Annotated in this window: 15 protein-coding genes; 4 read left to right on the top strand and 11 right to left on the bottom strand. The window is 39.2% G+C overall.

Features of this window, described 5'->3' with window-relative positions; genetic code table 11:
* Window positions 1–79: 79 nt before the first annotated feature.
* The 3 genes from IV512_RS01355 to hisS all read left to right on the top strand — a co-directional run bounded on the left by IV512_RS01355 (window position 80) and on the right by hisS (window position 5,280).
* Entirely contained in the window at window positions 80–3,286 is a 3,207-nt protein-coding gene (locus IV512_RS01355) for a carboxypeptidase regulatory-like domain-containing protein (RefSeq protein WP_209399910.1), read from the top strand.
* A 60-nt stretch (window positions 3,287–3,346) separates the two neighbouring features.
* Window positions 3,347–3,817: a DUF6495 family protein gene (locus IV512_RS01360; RefSeq protein WP_209399912.1), complete on the top strand. Its 471-nt coding sequence runs from the start codon at window positions 3,347–3,349 to the stop codon at window positions 3,815–3,817.
* Window positions 3,818–3,903: 86 nt separating this feature from the next.
* Window positions 3,904–5,280, top strand: a complete 1,377-nt coding sequence (gene hisS / locus IV512_RS01365; RefSeq protein ID WP_209399914.1) for a histidine--tRNA ligase — start codon at window positions 3,904–3,906, stop codon at window positions 5,278–5,280.
* Here the strand turns inward: hisS and IV512_RS01370 are convergent.
* Window positions 5,275–5,823: an NUDIX domain-containing protein gene (locus IV512_RS01370; protein ID WP_209399916.1), complete on the bottom strand. Its 549-nt coding sequence runs from the start codon at window positions 5,821–5,823 to the stop codon at window positions 5,275–5,277. The genes hisS and IV512_RS01370 overlap by 6 nt on opposite strands.
* 47 nt (window positions 5,824–5,870) lie before the next feature.
* Window positions 5,871–6,959, bottom strand: a complete 1,089-nt coding sequence (locus tag IV512_RS01375) for a M42 family metallopeptidase (protein ID WP_209399917.1) — start codon at window positions 6,957–6,959, stop codon at window positions 5,871–5,873.
* Window positions 6,960–7,063: 104 nt separating this feature from the next.
* Between IV512_RS01375 and IV512_RS01380 the strand changes: the two genes are divergently transcribed.
* Window positions 7,064–7,747, top strand: a complete 684-nt coding sequence (locus IV512_RS01380; protein ID WP_209399918.1) for a DUF4294 domain-containing protein — start codon at window positions 7,064–7,066, stop codon at window positions 7,745–7,747.
* 6 nt (window positions 7,748–7,753) lie between these two features.
* On the opposite strand, the gene IV512_RS01385 is transcribed toward IV512_RS01380, so the two are convergent.
* From IV512_RS01385 to IV512_RS01425, 9 genes are all read right to left on the bottom strand, one after another.
* On the bottom strand, window positions 7,754–7,987 hold the full coding sequence (locus IV512_RS01385; RefSeq protein ID WP_209399921.1) for a DUF6095 family protein: 234 nt from the start codon (window positions 7,985–7,987) through the stop codon (window positions 7,754–7,756).
* 27 nt (window positions 7,988–8,014) lie between these two features.
* Window positions 8,015–8,854 carry a DUF4249 family protein gene (locus tag IV512_RS01390; RefSeq protein WP_209399923.1) on the bottom strand — a complete coding sequence of 280 codons (840 nt, stop codon included), beginning with the start codon at window positions 8,852–8,854 and terminating at the stop codon, window positions 8,015–8,017.
* 4 nt (window positions 8,855–8,858) lie between these two features.
* Window positions 8,859–11,255 (bottom strand): TonB-dependent receptor, encoded by a 2,397-nt coding sequence (locus IV512_RS01395; RefSeq protein ID WP_209399925.1) that lies wholly within the window; start codon window positions 11,253–11,255, stop codon window positions 8,859–8,861.
* 121 nt (window positions 11,256–11,376) lie between these two features.
* Window positions 11,377–13,596 (bottom strand): NADP-dependent isocitrate dehydrogenase, encoded by a 2,220-nt coding sequence (locus IV512_RS01400; RefSeq protein WP_209399927.1) that lies wholly within the window; start codon window positions 13,594–13,596, stop codon window positions 11,377–11,379.
* A gap of 755 nt (window positions 13,597–14,351) precedes the next feature.
* The gene (gene rplS / locus IV512_RS01405; RefSeq protein WP_209399929.1) at window positions 14,352–14,702 is read right to left on the bottom strand and encodes a 50S ribosomal protein L19; all 351 of its coding nucleotides are present in this window, start codon (window positions 14,700–14,702) and stop codon (window positions 14,352–14,354) included.
* A 123-nt stretch (window positions 14,703–14,825) separates the two neighbouring features.
* Window positions 14,826–15,500 carry a tRNA (guanosine(37)-N1)-methyltransferase TrmD gene (gene trmD / locus IV512_RS01410; protein WP_209399931.1) on the bottom strand — a complete coding sequence of 225 codons (675 nt, stop codon included), beginning with the start codon at window positions 15,498–15,500 and terminating at the stop codon, window positions 14,826–14,828.
* A gap of 23 nt (window positions 15,501–15,523) precedes the next feature.
* Window positions 15,524–15,967, bottom strand: a complete 444-nt coding sequence (locus IV512_RS01415) for an N-acetyltransferase (protein ID WP_209399933.1) — start codon at window positions 15,965–15,967, stop codon at window positions 15,524–15,526.
* A 49-nt stretch (window positions 15,968–16,016) separates the two neighbouring features.
* Complete coding sequence (locus IV512_RS01420; protein ID WP_209399935.1) at window positions 16,017–16,631, bottom strand: tRNA (guanine-N1)-methyltransferase; 615 nt, start codon at window positions 16,629–16,631, stop codon at window positions 16,017–16,019.
* Between the two features lie 246 nt (window positions 16,632–16,877).
* The gene (locus IV512_RS01425) at window positions 16,878–18,272 is read right to left on the bottom strand and encodes a trypsin-like peptidase domain-containing protein (RefSeq protein WP_209399937.1); all 1,395 of its coding nucleotides are present in this window, start codon (window positions 18,270–18,272) and stop codon (window positions 16,878–16,880) included.
* Window positions 18,273–18,439: the final 167 nt, after the last annotated feature.

An 18,439-nucleotide genomic window follows, 5' to 3' on the forward strand; every position in this document is an offset into this window, starting at 1 on the left:
AATAACTTTTGAGAGCTATGCGTGCATAGCTCTTTTTTTTTGAATTAGTTTTACAAAAAATTAACTCAAAACCGTTATTATGAAAAAAATTTACCTATTTGCATTTTTGATGCTCGTAGGCCTCGCAACCTCGGCGCAGGTTACCACATCAAACATGTCAGGTACGGTCGTTGACGACCAAAGCCTGCCCTTGCTTGGGGCCAATGCAGTGGCCGTACATTTGCCGACCGGAACCAAATATGGTTCTATTACCAATGAAGACGGGCTTTTCAAAATTCTGAACATGAGAGTTGGCGGCCCGTATCAAGTTACCATATCTTATGTTGGCTTTAAAGAACAGGTACTCAATGATATTTACCTTTCTTTAGGTAAAACGTTCACAGTAGATATTGCCTTACAGACCGAAAGTCAAGCTCTTGATGAAGTGGTTGTAATTTCAGATAGGGGTGGCACCTTTGGAAGTGACCGCACGGGAGCGGAAACTAGTGTGGGTAGAAGAGAACTAACTAAACTACCAACAATATCGAGATCTGCTGAAGACTTTACACGATTAGAACCAAGTGCCTCTGGTACAACGGGTGGTGGCGGACTATCTTTTGGAGGTCGGAACGATCAATACAATAACTTTTCTTTAGATGGGTCTTTCTTCGGTAATCCATTTGGATTAGATGCTCCTGGCCCCGGTGGCCAAACAAGTTCACAACCTATTTCATTGGATGCTATTGACCAAATTCAAGTATCGTTGGCTCCATACGACGTAACACAATCCGGGTTTACAGGTGCAACCGTCAATGCAGTTACCAAAAGTGGAACCAATGAGTTTCATGGTAGTGTTTATGGTTTTTTCAGAAACGAAAGTCTTACAGGAGGTAAGATTAGAGGGGAAGATGTGGTAAAACCAGACCTGAAACAAAATCAATACGGGGTCAGTGTTGGAGGACCAATTGTAAAAAATAAACTTTTTTTCTTTGCCAATTTTGAGAGAGATCGGAGAGATGATTTAGGAACTAGTGGTTGGGTACCCAATACTGGTTCGGGTGCCATTAATGAGTCTAGGGTGCTAGAAAGCGATTTGATAGCTGTACAGTCTGCTCTAGCCGGGCTAGGCTATGATACCGGTAGATATGAGGGGTTTACATATGGAGCTGAGTCTACTAAAGGTATATTGAAGCTCGATTGGAATATCAATGATGACCACCGCTTGGCCGTAATCTATAACTTTTTGGATTCCTCTAAAGAAAAGCCTGCTCACCCTACGGCAATTGGTGTTCGAGGGCCAAGTGCTCAAATATTACAGTTCGAGAACTCGGGTTATGAAATCAATAACAACCTTCAATCGTTTCAGGTTGAACTGAACTCTACCTTTGGCACAAATGCTACCAACAAACTGCAAGTAGGTTATTCACACTTCGATGATTTTAGAACTCCTTTTTCATCTCCAGCACCGAGTATTATTATTCAAGGAGGAGATTTGAGTAACTATATTGTCGCGGGTCATGAGCCTTTTTCGATTAATAATAAACTGGACCAAAAAGTTTTTCAGGTAACGAATAACTTTAACTATTTCATAGGCAATCACACCTTAACGGCAGGTGTCGCTTTCGAAAAATTTCAGTTCGACAACTCTTTTAATCTTGGTGTTTATGGAGGTACTTTTGGTTTTCCTTTGGGAGGCGATTTCGATAGAAACTTTGCTGACGTCGACGAATTTTTGGCCAATGCTCAACCCGGGGGGCTTATCGATAATCTAATTCAGGGTGCTGAAGCAACTTTCGCCAATAACAACCAATCTGCCGATGGTACTCCAGGGGGGTGGGCTCTGGCCGAAACCAATGTAGGTCAATTAGGACTTTATATTCAAGATGACTGGAATATTAATGAAGAATTTAAAATCACTTATGGCATTCGTTTCGACAAACCACTTTATTTTGACACAGAAGATAAGATAAGAGAAAATATTGAACGTAAGGGAGGGGCTTTTCCTGATGGTACGTATCAGCCAGGTATTGAATACTTTGATCCTGAAACAGGAGAATCGACTAATCTTGACTCTACTACCTTGCCGAATAATGATTTTCTTATATCCCCTCGACTCGGCTTCAATTGGGACGTAAAAGGTGAGAACACTACTCAAGTACGTGGCGGTACCGGAATCTTTACGGGCCGATTTCCATTTGTATGGTTAGGTAATCAAGTGCAGGCAGTAGACTTTTTCTTCTATCAGATTGTTGATCCAGATTTTAAATGGCCGCAAGTATGGCGTACCAATATAGGTGCAGATCATAGATTTGAAAACGGAATTATTTTAACGGCAGATGTATCGTACACTAAAGATTTCAATGGTGCACATGTTCAAAACTGGGGCTTAAATAGTCCTTCAGGTTCTTTACAAGGTGTAGATAACAGACCTGTATACCAACCAGGTGATAGGTCATTGAACGAGTTTGGAGGAGCAACCAACGCTTATGTATTTACAAATTCCGATAAGGGAAGAATCTGGAACGCATCTTTAAAAGCCCAGAAGACTTTTGATAATGGTCTTTATGCCAGTGTGGCCTATAACTACTTGAACGCGCAAGATGTGAACTCTATTGAGGCTGAGATTACCGGTGATGCGTTTGATTTCAACCCTAATTTAGGCGATGCCAACCAAGATATTTTATCGTATTCAAAATATGGCGATACCCATAGGGTAATCGGTGCTGCAGCGAAGCAGTTTAATTATGGTGGAAACAATGAATGGTCTACTACGATTTCGACTTTCTTTGAGTATGCCCAAGGTGGCAGGTTCAATTATACATATGCAGGTAACATCAATAATGATAGTTCGTTTCAAAACAATGACCTACTGTACATTCCTACAGCTGCTGAAGTTTCACAGATGCAGTTTTCTGGTGCTGGTCAAGCAGAAGCTTTCGAGCAGTTTATTCAGCAAGATGATTATATGAGTGATAACAGAGGGCAATACTTTGATAGATATGGTGCGCTTGCACCATGGAGAGGAAAGTGGGATGTCAAATTCTTGCAAGATTACCGTTTTAATGTGTCTGCTGATAAAACACATACTGTTCAATTCAGTATTGACATTCTTAATTTTGGAAACTTGTTAAATAGCGATTGGGGTGTAATTCAGCAACCGAACAGTCTGAACCCCTTATCCGTTACGGTAGATGACAACAACGTACCTACTTACACCTTTAATGATCAACTGACCGAGACCTTTGTATACGACTCAAGTTTATTTTCTAGATGGCAAATGCAATTTGGTCTTAGATATATTTTCTAATAACCGATAAAATTCTTAGAAAAGGGCATACGTTTCGTATGCCCTTTTTATTTTTGCAAAATGAAATATTCAAGGCTTACAAAACAGCAACTTGAAGAGTTGCATCCAGAGTTTATCAACTTTTTGGCAACCCAGTCAATTACAGCTGATGAATGGCAAGATATAAAGACCAACAAACCCGAGGTTGCCGAAGATGAAATCGATGTATTCAGCGATTTGGTCTGGGAGGGCGTTCTGGGAAAAGTCTCTTATTTAGAGAACATTTCTGAAAAGCAAATGCACCTTTTCCATTTGACCGATAAAGAAATGAAGTTGGTGTCGGTAAAGGTAATGAACCCAGAAATCGATTTAAAAACCGAGATAGGTTTCTCTTGGTTCAAAAAAAATTGGCAATCTGATTTTGTCGAATATCTTACGGCATCAAAAGCATATTCAGAAGATAAAAATCTCGACAAGTTTCAATTGATACAACAAGGGGCTGTCATTACCAAAGGTGAATTGTTCCAATGGTTTGACAAAATCATTAATTAAATCGATATTTGCCCGATTATTTACTTCACGTACCGGTATTGATCTTCGAATCGATTTAAAGGTATTTCCATTCAACTAACTTTTTCATGGCCCAAAAACCAAGTATACCTAAAGGAACCCGAGATTTTACCCCTTCTGAAGTTACCAAGCGTAATTATATTTTTAATGTAGTAAAAAAGCACTTCGAAACATTTGGTTTCCAGCCTATCGAGACGCCGTCCTTTGAAAATTCCGAGACCCTTATGGGTAAGTATGGGGATGAAGGTGATCGCTTAATTTTCAAAATTTTAAATTCTGGTGATTATTTGAAAAAGGTAGATGAGGCTACTTACTCTGCTAAAGACTCAGGAAGTATTACTCCTAAAATCTCAGAAAAAGCCCTACGCTACGATTTAACGGTGCCCTTTGCGCGCTATGTCGTCATGCATCAAAATGAAATCGACTTCCCTTTTAAACGCTATCAGATTCAACCCGTATGGCGTGCCGATAGGCCTCAGAAAGGGCGTTTTCGTGAGTTTTACCAGTGTGATGCCGATGTAGTCGGCTCTAACTCTTTACTTCAAGAAATAGAACTGGTACAGTTATATGATGCCGTTTTTACCGAGTTGAAGTTGGAGAGTGTCACCATTAAAATGAACAACCGCAAGATTCTTTCAGGTATAGCGGAAGTTATCGGGGCTCAAGACCTCTTGATCGATTTTACGGTAGCCTTGGATAAATTGGATAAAATTGGTGAGGACGGAGTCAAAAAAGAGATGTCGGAAAGAGGCCTTACCGCTGAAGCGATTGCTAAGGTAGAGCCATTATTTTCGCTCTCAGGAAGCAATTTAGAACAGCTGGAAGCACTCCAAACTCTTTTGGCAGATTCCGAAATAGGCACTAAAGGTGTAGAAGAATTAAAATTTATCGTTGAGAATATTGAAAACTTAGGGCTTCAATCGGCACAACTAGCAATAGATGTTACCCTAGCTCGTGGACTCAACTATTATACAGGTGCTATTTTTGAGGTTGCTGCACCTAGCGGTGTGAAAATGGGATCTATCGGCGGAGGCGGTCGCTATGATGACCTTACCGGAATTTTCGGTTTAAAAGATGTTAGCGGTGTCGGTATTTCATTTGGGCTGGATCGTATTTATTTGGTATTAAAAGAGCTTGAACTTTTCCCGGAAGCTATCGATAGGTCTTTAGAGGTTTTGTGTCTCAATTTTGGTGAACGGGAAGCCTTGGCTGCATTGAAGTTGGTGGGCCAACTTAGAAAGTCTGGCGTAAAGGCCGATATTTACCCTTCGAGTGCCAAAATTCAAAAGCAATTCAGATACGCCAATAATCGCAACGTGCCTTATGTAATTTCCATGGGATCTAAAGAGCTTGAAGAAAATCAATTTTTGGTCAAAAATATGGAGAGTGGGGAACAGGCTACCTATTCGCTAGCCAATCCCGAAAAGTTCATCATAACCTTATAATCGTTTTTTAATTTCTGTAGTAACGGTCTTGTAGTATGCCATATCATGTGGAACGTATTTTTGCGGATGGGCCATTCCCCAGGTCTCTTGCGCAAAAGTGATCAACGGAATCATTTTTAAATCGTGTACCTCGCTTTCCTGTTTTTCCAATTCGCTTATCGGAGAAGTTAGTTCGCATAGATAAACATGATTGAATTCTCGGTCGATTAAAATTTCCGAATGCTGATGAAAAGACTTAAAAAACCCGATTTTTTCAAGGTTCTGTTCTGAAATTTTCAATCCGATTTCTTCTTGTACTTCCCGCACCGCAGAAATCTCGATACGTTCTCCAGCACCAATATGACCGGCCACTGAAACATCCCAAAGTAGGGGGTGGGTGTCTTTGTTTTTAGCACGTTGCTGAATAAGAATTTGACCACTTTTCGTATAAAACCAAATATGAACCGATTCGTGGTACCATCCATTTTTATGGGCTTCAGACTTCATTGCAGTTTTTCCGGTCTTGTTTCCCGAAGCATCCAAAATATCAATTAATTCATCCATAGAATAAAATAAAAAAATCCTCCCGGTGATGGAAGGATTTGTAAGTTCTAGTCAAAATAGCTGAAGGTTTCCCCTTCTTTAATGTTCAACAAGGTCTCATAAATCAACCGAATTACATTTTCCACATCATCACGGTGAACGGTTTCAACCGTGGTATGCATGTACCTGAGAGGTAATGAAATCAATGCCGAAGCTACACCGCCATTACTATAGGCAAAAGCATCTGTATCGGTACCGGTAGCCCTAGAGGCCGCCATACGCTGAAAAGGTATTTTTTTACCTTCTGCTGTTTCAATTATTCGTTCACGCAATTTATTCTGTACCGCAGGCGCATAAGAAATAACGGGGCCAGAACCAATTTCGGTATGACCTTGGGTTTTCTTATCGATCATCGGCGTGGTCGTATCATGGCAGACATCGGTTATGATGGCGACATTGGGCTTGATCGTCTGGGTAATCATCTCAGCACCGCGAAGACCGATTTCTTCTTGTACGGCATTGGTGATATATAGCCCAAACGGAAGTTTTTTCTTGTTTTCATGTAAAAGTCGCGCAACCTCCGCAACCATGAAACCACCTGCACGGTTGTCGATTGCCCTGCAGACATATTTATCTTCGTTCAGTACTTGAAATTCATCAGGGTAAGTGATTACACAACCTACGTGAACCCCCATTTTTTCAACTTCCTCTTTATCTTTAGCCCCTATATCGATGAAAATATTATCTAATTTCGGTGCTTCTTCTTTCGATTTATCTCGAGTGTGAATAGCCGGCCAGCCGAATATGCCTTTGACCATTCCGTTTTTGGTGTGTATGTTCACCCATTTAGAAGGGGCAATCTGGTGGTCGCTACCTCCGTTGCGAATCACATAGAGCAAGCCGTTATCGGTAATGTAGTTCACATACCAAGAAATTTCATCGGAATGCCCTTCAATGACCACTTTATACTTGGCATCAGGATTTATTACCCCGACCGCAGATCCGTAAGTGTCGGTAATAAAGGTATCAACGTACGGTTTTAGATAGTCCATCCATATTTTCTGACCTTCCCATTCATAACCAGTTGGGGAGGCGTTATTCAAGTATTTTTCAAAAAACTCAAGAGATTTTTTTGTGATAATTTTCTTGTTAGCCATTTAAAATTGATTTAGCTACAAACTTAGCGATATTCACTTTTAATTAATAATAACCCGCCGTAATTATCGTTAATTTTGGCAAGGCTTTTGCATTTAAATCCGCCATGAAAAAAACCGTTAATTTCTTCTTATTCTTTATTTTTTGTGCTTTGGGCTTCTCTCAAGTAGAAGAACAGCCTTTGGATTCGGTTGCTGAAAAGATGATTATAGTTGAAGGTGATTCTATATTCAAAAGTTCGATAGACCTTGATGAAGTCTATCTATTCGGAAAACTTAAGTTTGGCTCGTACAAAGAAAAATTACGTTATTATATTCTCAGAAGAAAGACCATAAAGGTCTACCCATATGCCAAATTGGCTGCGGAACGGTTGGTAGAGCTAAACGATAGTATTGCTACGATAAAGAAGAAAAGGCACCAAAAGAAGTATACAAAAAAGGTACAGAAGTTTATTGAAGAAGAATTTTCGGAAGAACTGAAGAAACTTACCCGAACCGAGGGACAGATTCTTGTAAAGCTTATTTATAGACAGACCGGTGAAACCAGTTTTGACCTGGTCAAAGAGCTTCGCAGTGGTTGGCGGGCCTTTTGGTACAATACAACGGCAAGTATGTTCAGTATTAGCTTAAAAGAGGAATTTCACCCTGACCAAGTTCATGAAGATTATTTGATAGAGGATATTCTTCAACGAGCTTTTGCTTCATATCGCTTAGAAAGACAAGAATCGGTATTGGATTACGATTACGCTCAACTCAGCAATAAATGGACGTTACAGGGCAAGCGGGATTGACTAGTATTATTTTCCCTTTTTTGAACCGAACAAAGAGTCTAGAATAACTTTAATACTATAGAAGCCCATGGCAATGGCGCCGACTCCTAAAATCAAGCCAAGTACCAAGACCGGCCAATATAGTACGTTTTCTTGATTTTTGAATGCTTGATAAATTACGAAAGGTGCCATAAACATTAAGGCTATGGTATAGGCCAAAAATTTTATTCCCTTTACAAGTAAGTCTTTATCGGTTCTCATCGGTTCTTAATGTACTTTATGTTTTCGCTATTCAATAACAATCGATTTGTTAAAGGTTTGGCATACGGCAAAATATCCAAGGGCAAAATCGTTTCTAGCATCTGTATTTTCCCCGTTCGTAACATTTATAATGTTCCCTCTAACCGTAGCCGAAGGCGTTTGAAACGGACCTTGATCACCGCCGGCTTGTACAATGGTTTGATTCATATAATTAAAAAAAGTCTCGTCGACCCCAATTAGACTTATTCTGATTTCCCGACCAGCTTGCACACCCTCATCGTAGAAATAAGAGAATTCAAAAGTTTGTCCTTGATAGAACTCATCTTCAGTGACGAGATACTCGTTAAAGTCAAAATCAAAAAGATAAAAGTCATCACGATTTCCATCATCGGTAAAGGCAACCAAAATTTCTGTCTCATCTCCCGAAAAAAGACTGCCTTCGCCTTGTTCTAACTTGTCAATTTCGACCGCCGGTACGTAGGTTGTTGTTGCCAAATACACTTGATCTTCATGGTTGATCAGTAATTGTAATTCACCACTCGTAAAGAAATCGGTATTTTTTGTTGCCTCATAAATGCCCGGAAAAGTTTCATTTAAAACAATGAAGTTTTCGTCAGAAGAGTCGGTACCTACATAAGATTCATTTCGTATTACCACTTCACTACCCGAAGCAGCATCGGTCGACTCGAAAAAAGCGTTCGTCAACCCCAGTTCTATAGATATGTTAGTGGTTGTCATATTTTCGTCTACACGAATCAATCCATCTACAAATAACCTTGGTTCTTCCGATGGTGTGTCAATATCAATAACATCTTCACAGCCTACAAAAAGAACAAATATGATGAAGTATAGAAAGTACTTTTTCATAGTCTTAGAATTTAAAATTATAGGTTACAGCGGGTACAATGCCGAAAATAGAAGTGCGAACGGCTTCATTTTCACGCGTATCTGTATTTCGCCTAAAATTGATAGATGCTGCATTTCTGCGGTTATAAGCATTGTAAATACTGAACACCCATTCCCCTTGCCATTTTTTCTCTGTATTTTTCTTAGGTGTTAGGGTTGCTGAAAGGTCTAAACGGTGATAGGTCGGTAGACGTTCCGAGTTTCTCAAACCGTAATAAGGTACCGATAGGTCTTGAAAATTAAATCGCCCTACAGGGTAATTGGTGGGCTGCCCTGTCTGAAATATAAAATTGGAATTGAAAGTCCATTTTGAATTCAATTCGTAACTGCCGTAGAGGGAGACATCATGGGTTTTGTCGTAAGGTGTATTGTACCATTCGCCAAAATTTATTCCTATTTCATTGGCCGATATTCCGTTGCTGGCCGTTGAAGTTCTTCCCGGGGTTCGCTGTTCAGATTTTGATAGGGTATAGGCCAACCACCCTTGAAATCTTCCTTCATTTTTTCTAAGTAATAATTCAAGACCATAAGCTCGCGCTTCACCATTTAAAATTACTGATTCTATGGCATTGTTGGCAATAAGATTGGCCCCATCGATATAGTCGATCCGGTTCTGAATATCCTTATAAAAAATTTCAGTTTCTACTGAATATTCACCGCTGCCGATATTTTTAAAGTAGCCCATAGCGTATTGGTCCAATAGCTGTGGTTTTGTAAATGGTCCGCTAGGTGTCCACACATCCAGTGGTGTGGGAGAGCTAGTATTTGATAAAAGATGTAGATACTGGGCCAAACGGGTATAACTAGCTTTAAAAGAGCTTTGGTCGTTTATCGTATAGGCCAAGGAGATTCTTGGCTCAAAATTATTGAAAGTCGATAGGCTAGAACTCTTTTTTATACTGGTTACGTCAATAGGATCAGCCGCTTTATATATCAACAAATCTGGGTCAAAATCTACAGGGTTGTCGTTTTCATAGACATTTAACTCACTCTGACCAAGGCGTATGAAATTACTGAACCTTAGCCCGTAATTAAGACTAAGCTTTTCGGTAATATCATGTTCGATGTCAACATAAGCGGCAAATTCATTCGCATATTTTTGGGTCAGGCGTTCTTCGATAATTCCTGAGTTTGAGTTGCTAGGTTCTATTTCGCCGGGGTTAAATCGATAATAAATATCATTAATGCCATAATTGACCTGTAGTTTATCGCTAACATAATGTTTTAAATCGTACTTAACGTTGAAGTTCTGTATGCCTGAATTCCAGTTAAAGCCGACAAAATCAAGCTTTAGTCCGTAGTAGTAATCGGAATAGATCAGAGACAAATTGGAGAATAACTTATCGGAAAAAAGATGATTCCATCTAAAATTTCCGACAGCATTACCATAAGTGTTGACAAAGCTTTCACTGATGCCGAAGACATCACGGCCAAAATACCCTGACAAGTAGATGCTGTTTTTATCGTTGATATTATAGTTGAGCTTGGTATTTAAATCATAAAAGTAAGCTGTATTATCGATATCGAACAATGGCAAGAAGAGGTGGGCATATGATGCTCGACCGCCTATTAAAAAAGCGGCTTTATTTTTTTTTATAGGGCCTTCTACCAACAAACGGCTAGCAACGGCACCTATGCCACCGTTCACCTTAAATTCTTTACTATTACCTTCTTTTTGAAAAATATCGAGAACAGATGAAACCCGACCGCCATAGCGAGCAGGTATACCGCCTTTGTATAATTTTAAATCTTTTATGGCATCAGGATTAAAAACCGAGAAAAAACCGAAGAGGTGGGAAGAATTGAAAATGGTAGCTTCGTCCAATAAGATAAGATTTTGGTCGACAGCGCCGCCTCGAACATTAAATCCTGAAGCACCTTCCCCAGCATTGGTAACACCTGGAAGAAGTAAGATGGACTTTATTACATCTGCTTCCCCCAGTATTACGGGAATTTTCTTGATCGTTTCAGCAGACATTGCATTTACACTCATCTGTGGTTTTCGAATATCCATTTTCTCCACATCTTCGGTGACTATAACCTCTTGTAAAAGTTCTGCGGATTCCTCCATTTGAAAGTTCATTTTCATGCTTTCACTAAGAGAAACATCTTGAACGACATCTTGAAACCCTAAATAGCTGACCTGAAGACGGTATTCACCTTCGGGAAGGGTTATGGAGTAAAACCCATATTCGTTTGTAGTGACGCCTGTTTTTAACTCGGGAAAGGCAATGGTAACACCTATCAAGGTCTCGTTACTTGAGGCTTCCGTTACTGTGCCGCTTAAGGTAAAACGCTGTTGTGCAAAGCTAATTTGAGAAATAAATAAAAAGGCAAGAAAAACCTTTAAAAATCGGGCCATTGAGATAATTTTTATAAAAGTAGCTAGAATTGATCAACAGGAAAACACTTAACAATAATTTAAAAAAATAGCCCTCTATTTTATACAATAGAGGGCCATTTATATGTATTATCTAGCTATTTTAAATCGTATCTAATATGGAATTGAGCGTTGCACTTGGCCTCATGGCCTTTGCTACCTTTTCTAAATCGGGTAAATAATAGCCGCCAACATCTTTCGTGCTGCCTTGGCTGTCAATAAGCTCTTGAGCAATCTTGCTCTCATTCTCGCTCAGTTCTTGATAAACCTTAGTAAAAGTCGATTTCAATTCATCATTCTTGTCTTGGGTGGCCAATGCTTCGGCCCAATAAAGTGCCAGGTAAAAATGGCTGCCCCTAGTATCGAGTTCCATTACTTTTCGTGAAGGAGATTTATCGTTGATTAGAAATTTCTCCGTTGCACTATCTAGAGCATCCCCTAGAACTCGTGCTTTTGGGTTATCGTTCTTCTCACCGTAAAAGTCTAAAGAAACACCTAAGGCCAAGAATTCGCCTAAAGAATCCCATCTTAAATGACCTTCTTCCAAAAATTGTTCAACATGTTTAGGAGCAGAACCACCGGCACCGGTCTCGAAAAGACCACCACCGTTCATTAGCGGAACGATAGAAAGCATCTTTGCACTGGTGCCTACTTCTAGAATAGGGAAGAGGTCGGTCAAATAATCACGTAAAACATTACCTGAAACCGAAATTGTATCCTCGCCTGCTTTCATTCTTTTAAGCGTGTATTCTGTGGCTTTTTTCGGAGACAAAATCTTTATCTCTAAACCTTCGGTATCGTGGTCTTTAAGATATGTATTTACCTTTTTTATTAATTCGGCATCATGCGCGCGATTTTCATCAAGCCAGAAAACGGCCGGTACCTGGGTCGCTTTTGCGCGCGATACGGCTAGTTTTACCCAGTCTTGAATAGGTGCGTCTTTAACTTGGCACATTCTCCAGATATCACCTTGTTCTACTTCGTGCTCAATAAGAACTTCATCGGAGTTTAAATCGGTAACTTTTACCGTACCCGAAGCACCGATTTCAAAAGTTTTGTCATGTGAGCCATATTCTTCTGCCTTTTGGGCCATTAAACCAACATTGGGTACAGTACCCATTGTGGTCGGGTCAAAAGCTCCGTTTTCTTTGCAAAACTCAATAGTCGCCGTATAAATATCGGCATAGCTGCTATCGGGTATAATGGCCTTGGTATCTTGAGGTTTGCCTTCGGCATTCCACATCTGACCTGAGTTACGGATCATTGCCGGCATAGAGGCATCGATAATAATGTCACTGGGCACATGTAAATTGGTAATACCTTTATCGGAATTTACCATGGCCAGATCAGGACCGTTATCGATAGTTTGCTTTATATCGTTTTCAATTTCTTGTTTCTGGTCAGCAGGAAGTTTTTCAAGCTTGGCAAACAAGTTTTCTAAACCGTCGTTTGCACTTATTCCTATGGAATCAAAAGTTGCTTGGTGTTTTTTGAATACATCTTCAAAATAGGCTTCAACGGCATGACCAAAGATGATGGGATCTGAGACCTTCATCATGGTTGCTTTCATATGTAGTGAAAAGAGCACTCCTTTGTCTTTGGCATCCTTTACCTGTTCTTTAAGAAACGAGGTTAAAGCCGCTTTTTTCATTACGGTAGCATCAATGATTTCACCATCCAATAAAGCAACACTTTCCTTCAATACTTTTGAAGAACCGTCTTTTTGAACCAATTCGATTTTAACTTTCGATGCATCGTTGACGGTTAAAGACTTTTCATTGCTTTTAAAGTCGCCTTGATTCATAGTTGAAACATGGGTTTTGCTATCGCTGGCCCAAGCTCCCATAGAATGCGGATTTTGTTTTGCATAATTCTTGACGGCCCGAGGAGCCCGTCTATCAGAATTACCTTCACGTAAAACCGGATTTACGGCACTACCTTTTATTTTGTCATATCGAGACTTGATTTCTTCTTCTTTTTGATTTTCAGGACTGTCGGGGTAGTCGGGTAGGGCATAACCCTTGCCCTGCAATTCAGTAATCGCTTCCTTTAACTGTGGAATTGAAGCACTAATATTTGGAAGTTTAATAATATTTGCCTCTGGCATTTTAGCTAGATTGCCCAATTCTTCTAAATCGTTTGAAATTCTTTGGTCTACTTCAAGAAAATCAGGAAATGTGGCAATAATTCTACCGGCCAAAGAAATATCTTTAGTTTCAATGGTAAGGTCTGCAGTTTTAGAAAAAGCCTTTACAATGGGCAAAAATGATTGCGTCGCCAAAGCTGGGGCCTCGTCGGTTTTAGTATAAAAAATCTTCGACATGAATTGATGGAGTTTAATTTAAAGCGGAGCAAATATACAATTTTATGTTTTGTTTAAGCTCAAAACATCAACGCCTTTAAGTATAAGGTTTGAACAGCAATATATGGTAATTTTATGCTAGGTTCGAAAGGGTAGTTCGATTCTAAGAAGTCTGAACAAAAATTCGCTGATTCGCTGTTCAAAGCGATACTAAAAAACAAAATCCATATCATTGTATAAATACATTGATATGGATTTTTAGAAATAGTTGTCAAACTTTCGCACCTATCTTCGTAGGTCGGCAACCATTGATTGCGTTCGCATCACTATTTCCACGTTTGAAAAAAACTCTGTTCTTCAGCATTCCACCAAGCAACAAAAGTATTTTTCTTTCTTATTATTTCAATGATCTTGTACGCTTATATAAGTACAGTACTTTTATAAACCGTAGATGCATTCACATAAATTTTCCCAAAGGACGACAGTCATGGTTTTATGCTCGTCAATATGTTATTAATTTGAATTACTTCAAACTAAAAACCTGACTAAAACAATAATACAAAGAACGTTGACTTCATAACGGTTTCCATATCCACCATCGACAGGTTTTTACTTTAACCGTGATACTAATTTAAAAAATAAATTGTTATAAAATCAATTTTTAACATATTTAAAATCAACAGGTTATAAACATTCGATATTAACAATTGTTTATAACCAAAAATCCCGTATTGAAGTTCATCAATACAGGATTTATATTTTTAGCTAGGTAAACCTTAAGAACGCACCTCTTTGATACGTGCTTTTTTACCTGTAAGGCCTCTAAAGTAGAAGATACGAGCTCTACGTACTTTACCTTTTTTATTGATTTCAATTTTTTGTAGTGCCGGCATATTAATGGGGAAGATACGCTCTACACCAACCGTACCTGACATTTTACGAATGGTAAAGGTTTCGGTTGCTCCAGAACCTCTTCTCTGAATAACTACGCCTCTAAAAAACTGAGTACGTGTTTTTTCACCTTCCTTAATTTCGTAGTAAACGGTAATAGTATCGCCTGAAGAAAATTCAGGAAATTCTTTTTTTGCAACAAATTCGTCTTGTACGAATTTTAATAATGCTTCCATGTTATATATTTATAGATAATCTTAAAACAACATTCACGATTTTCGTCAGAGGTTGATTTAACAGGATGCAAAATTAGTTTATAATATGTAAACTGCAAGTAATTTCCGTAGTTTTTTGAGCAATCATTCCAATAAATCAGGCCGTAATTTTTCAGTTCTTGCCTGGGCCTGATCTTCACGCCATTTTTCAATTTTAGGAAAGTCTCCTTTTAATAGAACGTCTGGCACTTTCATTCCCTTATAATCGGCAGGTCTTGTATATACCGGCGGGGCCAAAAGATTATCTTGAAAGGTGTCGGTAAGTGCACTGGTTTCATTGTTCAACACCCCTGGTATTAACCTGATGATAGAGTCGCAAAGTACGGCGGCACCAAGCTCACCACCAGATAATACGTAATCACCTATTGAAATCTCTTTGGTGATAAAACGGTCACGTACCCTTTGGTCGACTCCCTTATAATGTCCGCACAGTACCATTACATTTTTCATTAGCGATAGGCTATTGGCCATTCTTTGGTCAAGCGTTTTGCCATCGGGTGTCATGTAAATGATTTCATCATAATCACGCTCATTTTTCAGCGCCGAAATACATCTGTCGATGGGTTCTATCATAAGTACCATACCTGCGCCGCCGCCATATTGGTAGTCATCTACTTGGTTGTAAGACTTGTCGGTATAGTCACGAAGGTTATGCATATGAACCTCTACAAGGCCCTTGTCAATGGCTCTTTTTAAGATAGAGGCGTTGAACGGACTCTCTAACAACTCGGGCAAGACAGTTATGATATCAATTCGCATGGCAGTACACTTTTGTTTAGAAGCTAAACTGACTTCCAAAAGTAATGAAAGTAGTCCGAATCTTTTTCCCAGCCTAGTTTTTCATAAAGGCTTTGGGCTGGGTTGTCTTTTGCGGTCTCTAGAGCCAAGCCCTTAAAACCATTTTCATGGCAAAGTTCTTTGGCTTTCTCCAAAAGAGCTTCTCCAACACCCCTCTTTCTGTGATTTTTACTTACATATAAATCGTTCAGAATATATGAAGATTGCATCGAAACTGAAGAAAATGTGGTATACAACTGAACAAAGCCTACCGCCTGTTTTTCAATGTAAGCCATGAGTATAATAGATTCATCGTTCAAGAAACGATCGGTAATAAACTCTAAGGCTGCTTCTTCATTTGATTTTTGACCATAGAAAACACGGTAAGAATCGAAAAGTGGAACAACATCCTTAAGATGTTCCCTTTCTGCCCTGATAATATCTAACATTTGTCGGTGTAGTGTAAATAGCAAAAAAGCTCCTTAGAGGAGCTTTTTCTTATTTTTGCTTCTTATATCTATTTATCTCGTCTTGTAGTTGCCTACTGATTTTCTGCTCTCTTTCTAGAGCACGCCGCCTATGATCTTCATATTCTGTCTCTAACTCCGAAAGATTGGTCTTGGCCTCTTGCGTAAGTATGTTGCTGTTTCTAAACTTGTAAATAAAGAAAAGTAAAAAGGCCAAAAGACATCCGATTACCGTCCACAGTATACCATTATATGTGCTTTTTGAGACCATAATGCCCAAAAACGACATACTATCTTTTTCTTCGGTCACTGAAACAAGGTTATTGGTCGTTTCCTCTAGTTTTTTGTTCAAAGAAGAGATGGTAGACTCATGGCCCGATATAGTGGCCTTCAATTCTGACGCTCTTATATTATATCCGCTAAGCGTATCTAAGACATTCTGTCTGAGTTTGTCAAGAGATATGGTTCGAACTACCTCATATCTCTTACCGTCAGCACGATAATTACCTGATTTCTTGTAGATAAAATCGAATTGACTGGTAATAGGTCCTTCGTCCAACGACAGTTCTTCTTCCTCTTCTTGGGCAAATTGTAGGTTGAAAGTAAATAAGGCCGTTAAAAGTAACAGTAGTTTAATACCTTTCATATTTTCAAGTAATTCTTTGGAGTTAATCAATTAGAGGGAGCTAAAGTAATTGAATATTATCAATTAAGAAAAATTTTTGCTGATTAGCTGCTTTTCAAACCACTGGTTCAATCACAATATTTATTTACATACGGTGAAAACGAGGTGTCTAGATTTCATAATTAGAAAAAAATGAAACAATTACTATTCGGTAATTTGCCAGATTTCAATGTAAAAAAAATGCCCAGAACAGGGGCACTATTCTCTCTATTGAAATATAAGTCGTTCACGTTCTCCTTTATCATTGATCATGGTGATAATCGTTCGGCCTCTTCTAGATATTTGACCGAATAAAACTTTAGCCTCTTCAATATCATTGATTTCTTCATCATCTAATGACAGAAGTACTTTTCCGTCAAGTCCATAGCCTCGGTACATTTCTGGTACGCCTACAATCTTGACCCCTTTTTTCGTCCTGAATTTTTTCATATCCTCCTTAGAGAGGTTTTTGATATCCAAGCCCATATGGGGTACGGTAATCACTTGTCGCTTTTTAAGTACGACAGGTACGGTGAAAGTTTCGTCGTTTCTATTTATGGTCACTTGAACCGTGTCTTCAGGCCTTTTTGACGACAGATATCCGGTTAGGTCAGCATGCCTTCTGATTTTTATATCATCAATTTCTTTGATAATGTCCCCCTCTCTTAAATCGGCTTCCTCTGCACCGGTATCTTCTTCAATGCCTGAAATATATACTCCCTCAATCTCATTGATACCTTTTTGAACGGCATAAGGGGTATTGGCCATAGCGATGTCTATTCCTAAAATTCCTTTTTGAACGTTACCATACTCCAATATGTCATCGACCACTTTTTTTGCGATATTGCTTGGCACTGCAAATGAATAGCCTACATAAGATCCGGTTTGAGAAGTAATCGCGGTATTGATACCTATTAAATCTCCGTTGGTGTTTACCAAGGCACCGCCACTATTGCCTGGGTTTACGGCGGCATCCGTTTGAATAAAAGACTGGTCGACCTTACCTAGATTTCTAGCTTTAGCACTCACGATACCAGCGGTAACCGTGGAAGTTAAGCTAAACGGATTTCCGACAGCCAATACCCATTCGCCTATTTTTGTGTTATCGGAGTCACCAAAAGCTAAGTAAGGTAGTTTACTATCCGCATTAATTTTTATTAAGGCAATATCTGAATTGGGATCGGCACCTATAAGCTCGGCATCATAAACCTTATTATTGTTGAGCATTACCTGAAGATGGCTTGCATTGTCGATCACATGGTTATTGGTCACAATATAGCCATCTTGTGAAATAATGACTCCCGACCCGGTACCCACTTGTGGTTTAGCACTGCTACCGTGCCCATAAAAAAAATCTAAGTAGCTGCCTCGATTACGATTGATGGTGACATTTTTTACGTGAACTACCGCATTCACGGTCATTTCTGCCGCTACTGTAAAATCTACTTCATTAATACCTGCGCCCTTGGCAGATGCAGGGGTGTAACTTGTATTGAAAACAGATTGCCCCTCGTTTTCTGAGACTATGGTGTAATTCGGTTTTTCGAAGAATATTTTATATGCCCCTAAGGTTAATGCTCCCGCCAGAAGGGCCGTACAAAAAGTGCCTGCGATTCTTTTCATAGTTACTTAAAAAATTGGTTTGATTTAATATGTTAAAATTAGTCCATTTGAAACTCTGATCAAACGTCTTTAACGTGTTTTTAACTGCTAAAATAATCTTAATCAGAACCTTGTCAGGTTAGCTTTACAAGCTTTTTGTTCAATTAGAGGATAGGTTTAAAACCTTA

It is taken from the genome of Pseudozobellia sp. WGM2, from assembly GCF_017810075.1.
In the GTDB taxonomy this organism is placed as follows: domain Bacteria; phylum Bacteroidota; class Bacteroidia; order Flavobacteriales; family Flavobacteriaceae; genus JADNYK01.

What these genes read in the sequence shown, in the direction of transcription:
- IV512_RS01380 (WP_209399918.1), top strand. Translation starts at nt 7,064, where the DNA reads ATGAAAAAAACCGTTAATTTCTTCTTATTCTTTATTTTTTGTGCTTTG.
- rplS (WP_209399929.1), bottom strand. Translation starts at nt 14,702, where the DNA reads ATGGAAGCATTATTAAAATTCGTACAAGACGAATTTGTTGCAAAAAAA.
- IV512_RS01420 (WP_209399935.1), bottom strand. Translation starts at nt 16,631, where the DNA reads ATGAAAGGTATTAAACTACTGTTACTTTTAACGGCCTTATTTACTTTC.
- IV512_RS01400 (WP_209399927.1), bottom strand. Translation starts at nt 13,596, where the DNA reads ATGTCGAAGATTTTTTATACTAAAACCGACGAGGCCCCAGCTTTGGCG.
- IV512_RS01395 (WP_209399925.1), bottom strand. Translation starts at nt 11,255, where the DNA reads ATGGCCCGATTTTTAAAGGTTTTTCTTGCCTTTTTATTTATTTCTCAA.
- IV512_RS01375 (WP_209399917.1), bottom strand. Translation starts at nt 6,959, where the DNA reads ATGGCTAACAAGAAAATTATCACAAAAAAATCTCTTGAGTTTTTTGAA.
- IV512_RS01355 (WP_209399910.1), top strand. Translation starts at nt 80, where the DNA reads ATGAAAAAAATTTACCTATTTGCATTTTTGATGCTCGTAGGCCTCGCA.
- IV512_RS01390 (WP_209399923.1), bottom strand. Translation starts at nt 8,854, where the DNA reads ATGAAAAAGTACTTTCTATACTTCATCATATTTGTTCTTTTTGTAGGC.
- IV512_RS01385 (WP_209399921.1), bottom strand. Translation starts at nt 7,987, where the DNA reads ATGAGAACCGATAAAGACTTACTTGTAAAGGGAATAAAATTTTTGGCC.
- IV512_RS01415 (WP_209399933.1), bottom strand. Translation starts at nt 15,967, where the DNA reads ATGTTAGATATTATCAGGGCAGAAAGGGAACATCTTAAGGATGTTGTT.
- IV512_RS01360 (WP_209399912.1), top strand. Translation starts at nt 3,347, where the DNA reads ATGAAATATTCAAGGCTTACAAAACAGCAACTTGAAGAGTTGCATCCA.
- IV512_RS01425 (WP_209399937.1), bottom strand. Translation starts at nt 18,272, where the DNA reads ATGAAAAGAATCGCAGGCACTTTTTGTACGGCCCTTCTGGCGGGAGCA.
- trmD (WP_209399931.1), bottom strand. Translation starts at nt 15,500, where the DNA reads ATGCGAATTGATATCATAACTGTCTTGCCCGAGTTGTTAGAGAGTCCG.
- hisS (WP_209399914.1), top strand. Translation starts at nt 3,904, where the DNA reads ATGGCCCAAAAACCAAGTATACCTAAAGGAACCCGAGATTTTACCCCT.
- IV512_RS01370 (WP_209399916.1), bottom strand. Translation starts at nt 5,823, where the DNA reads ATGGATGAATTAATTGATATTTTGGATGCTTCGGGAAACAAGACCGGA.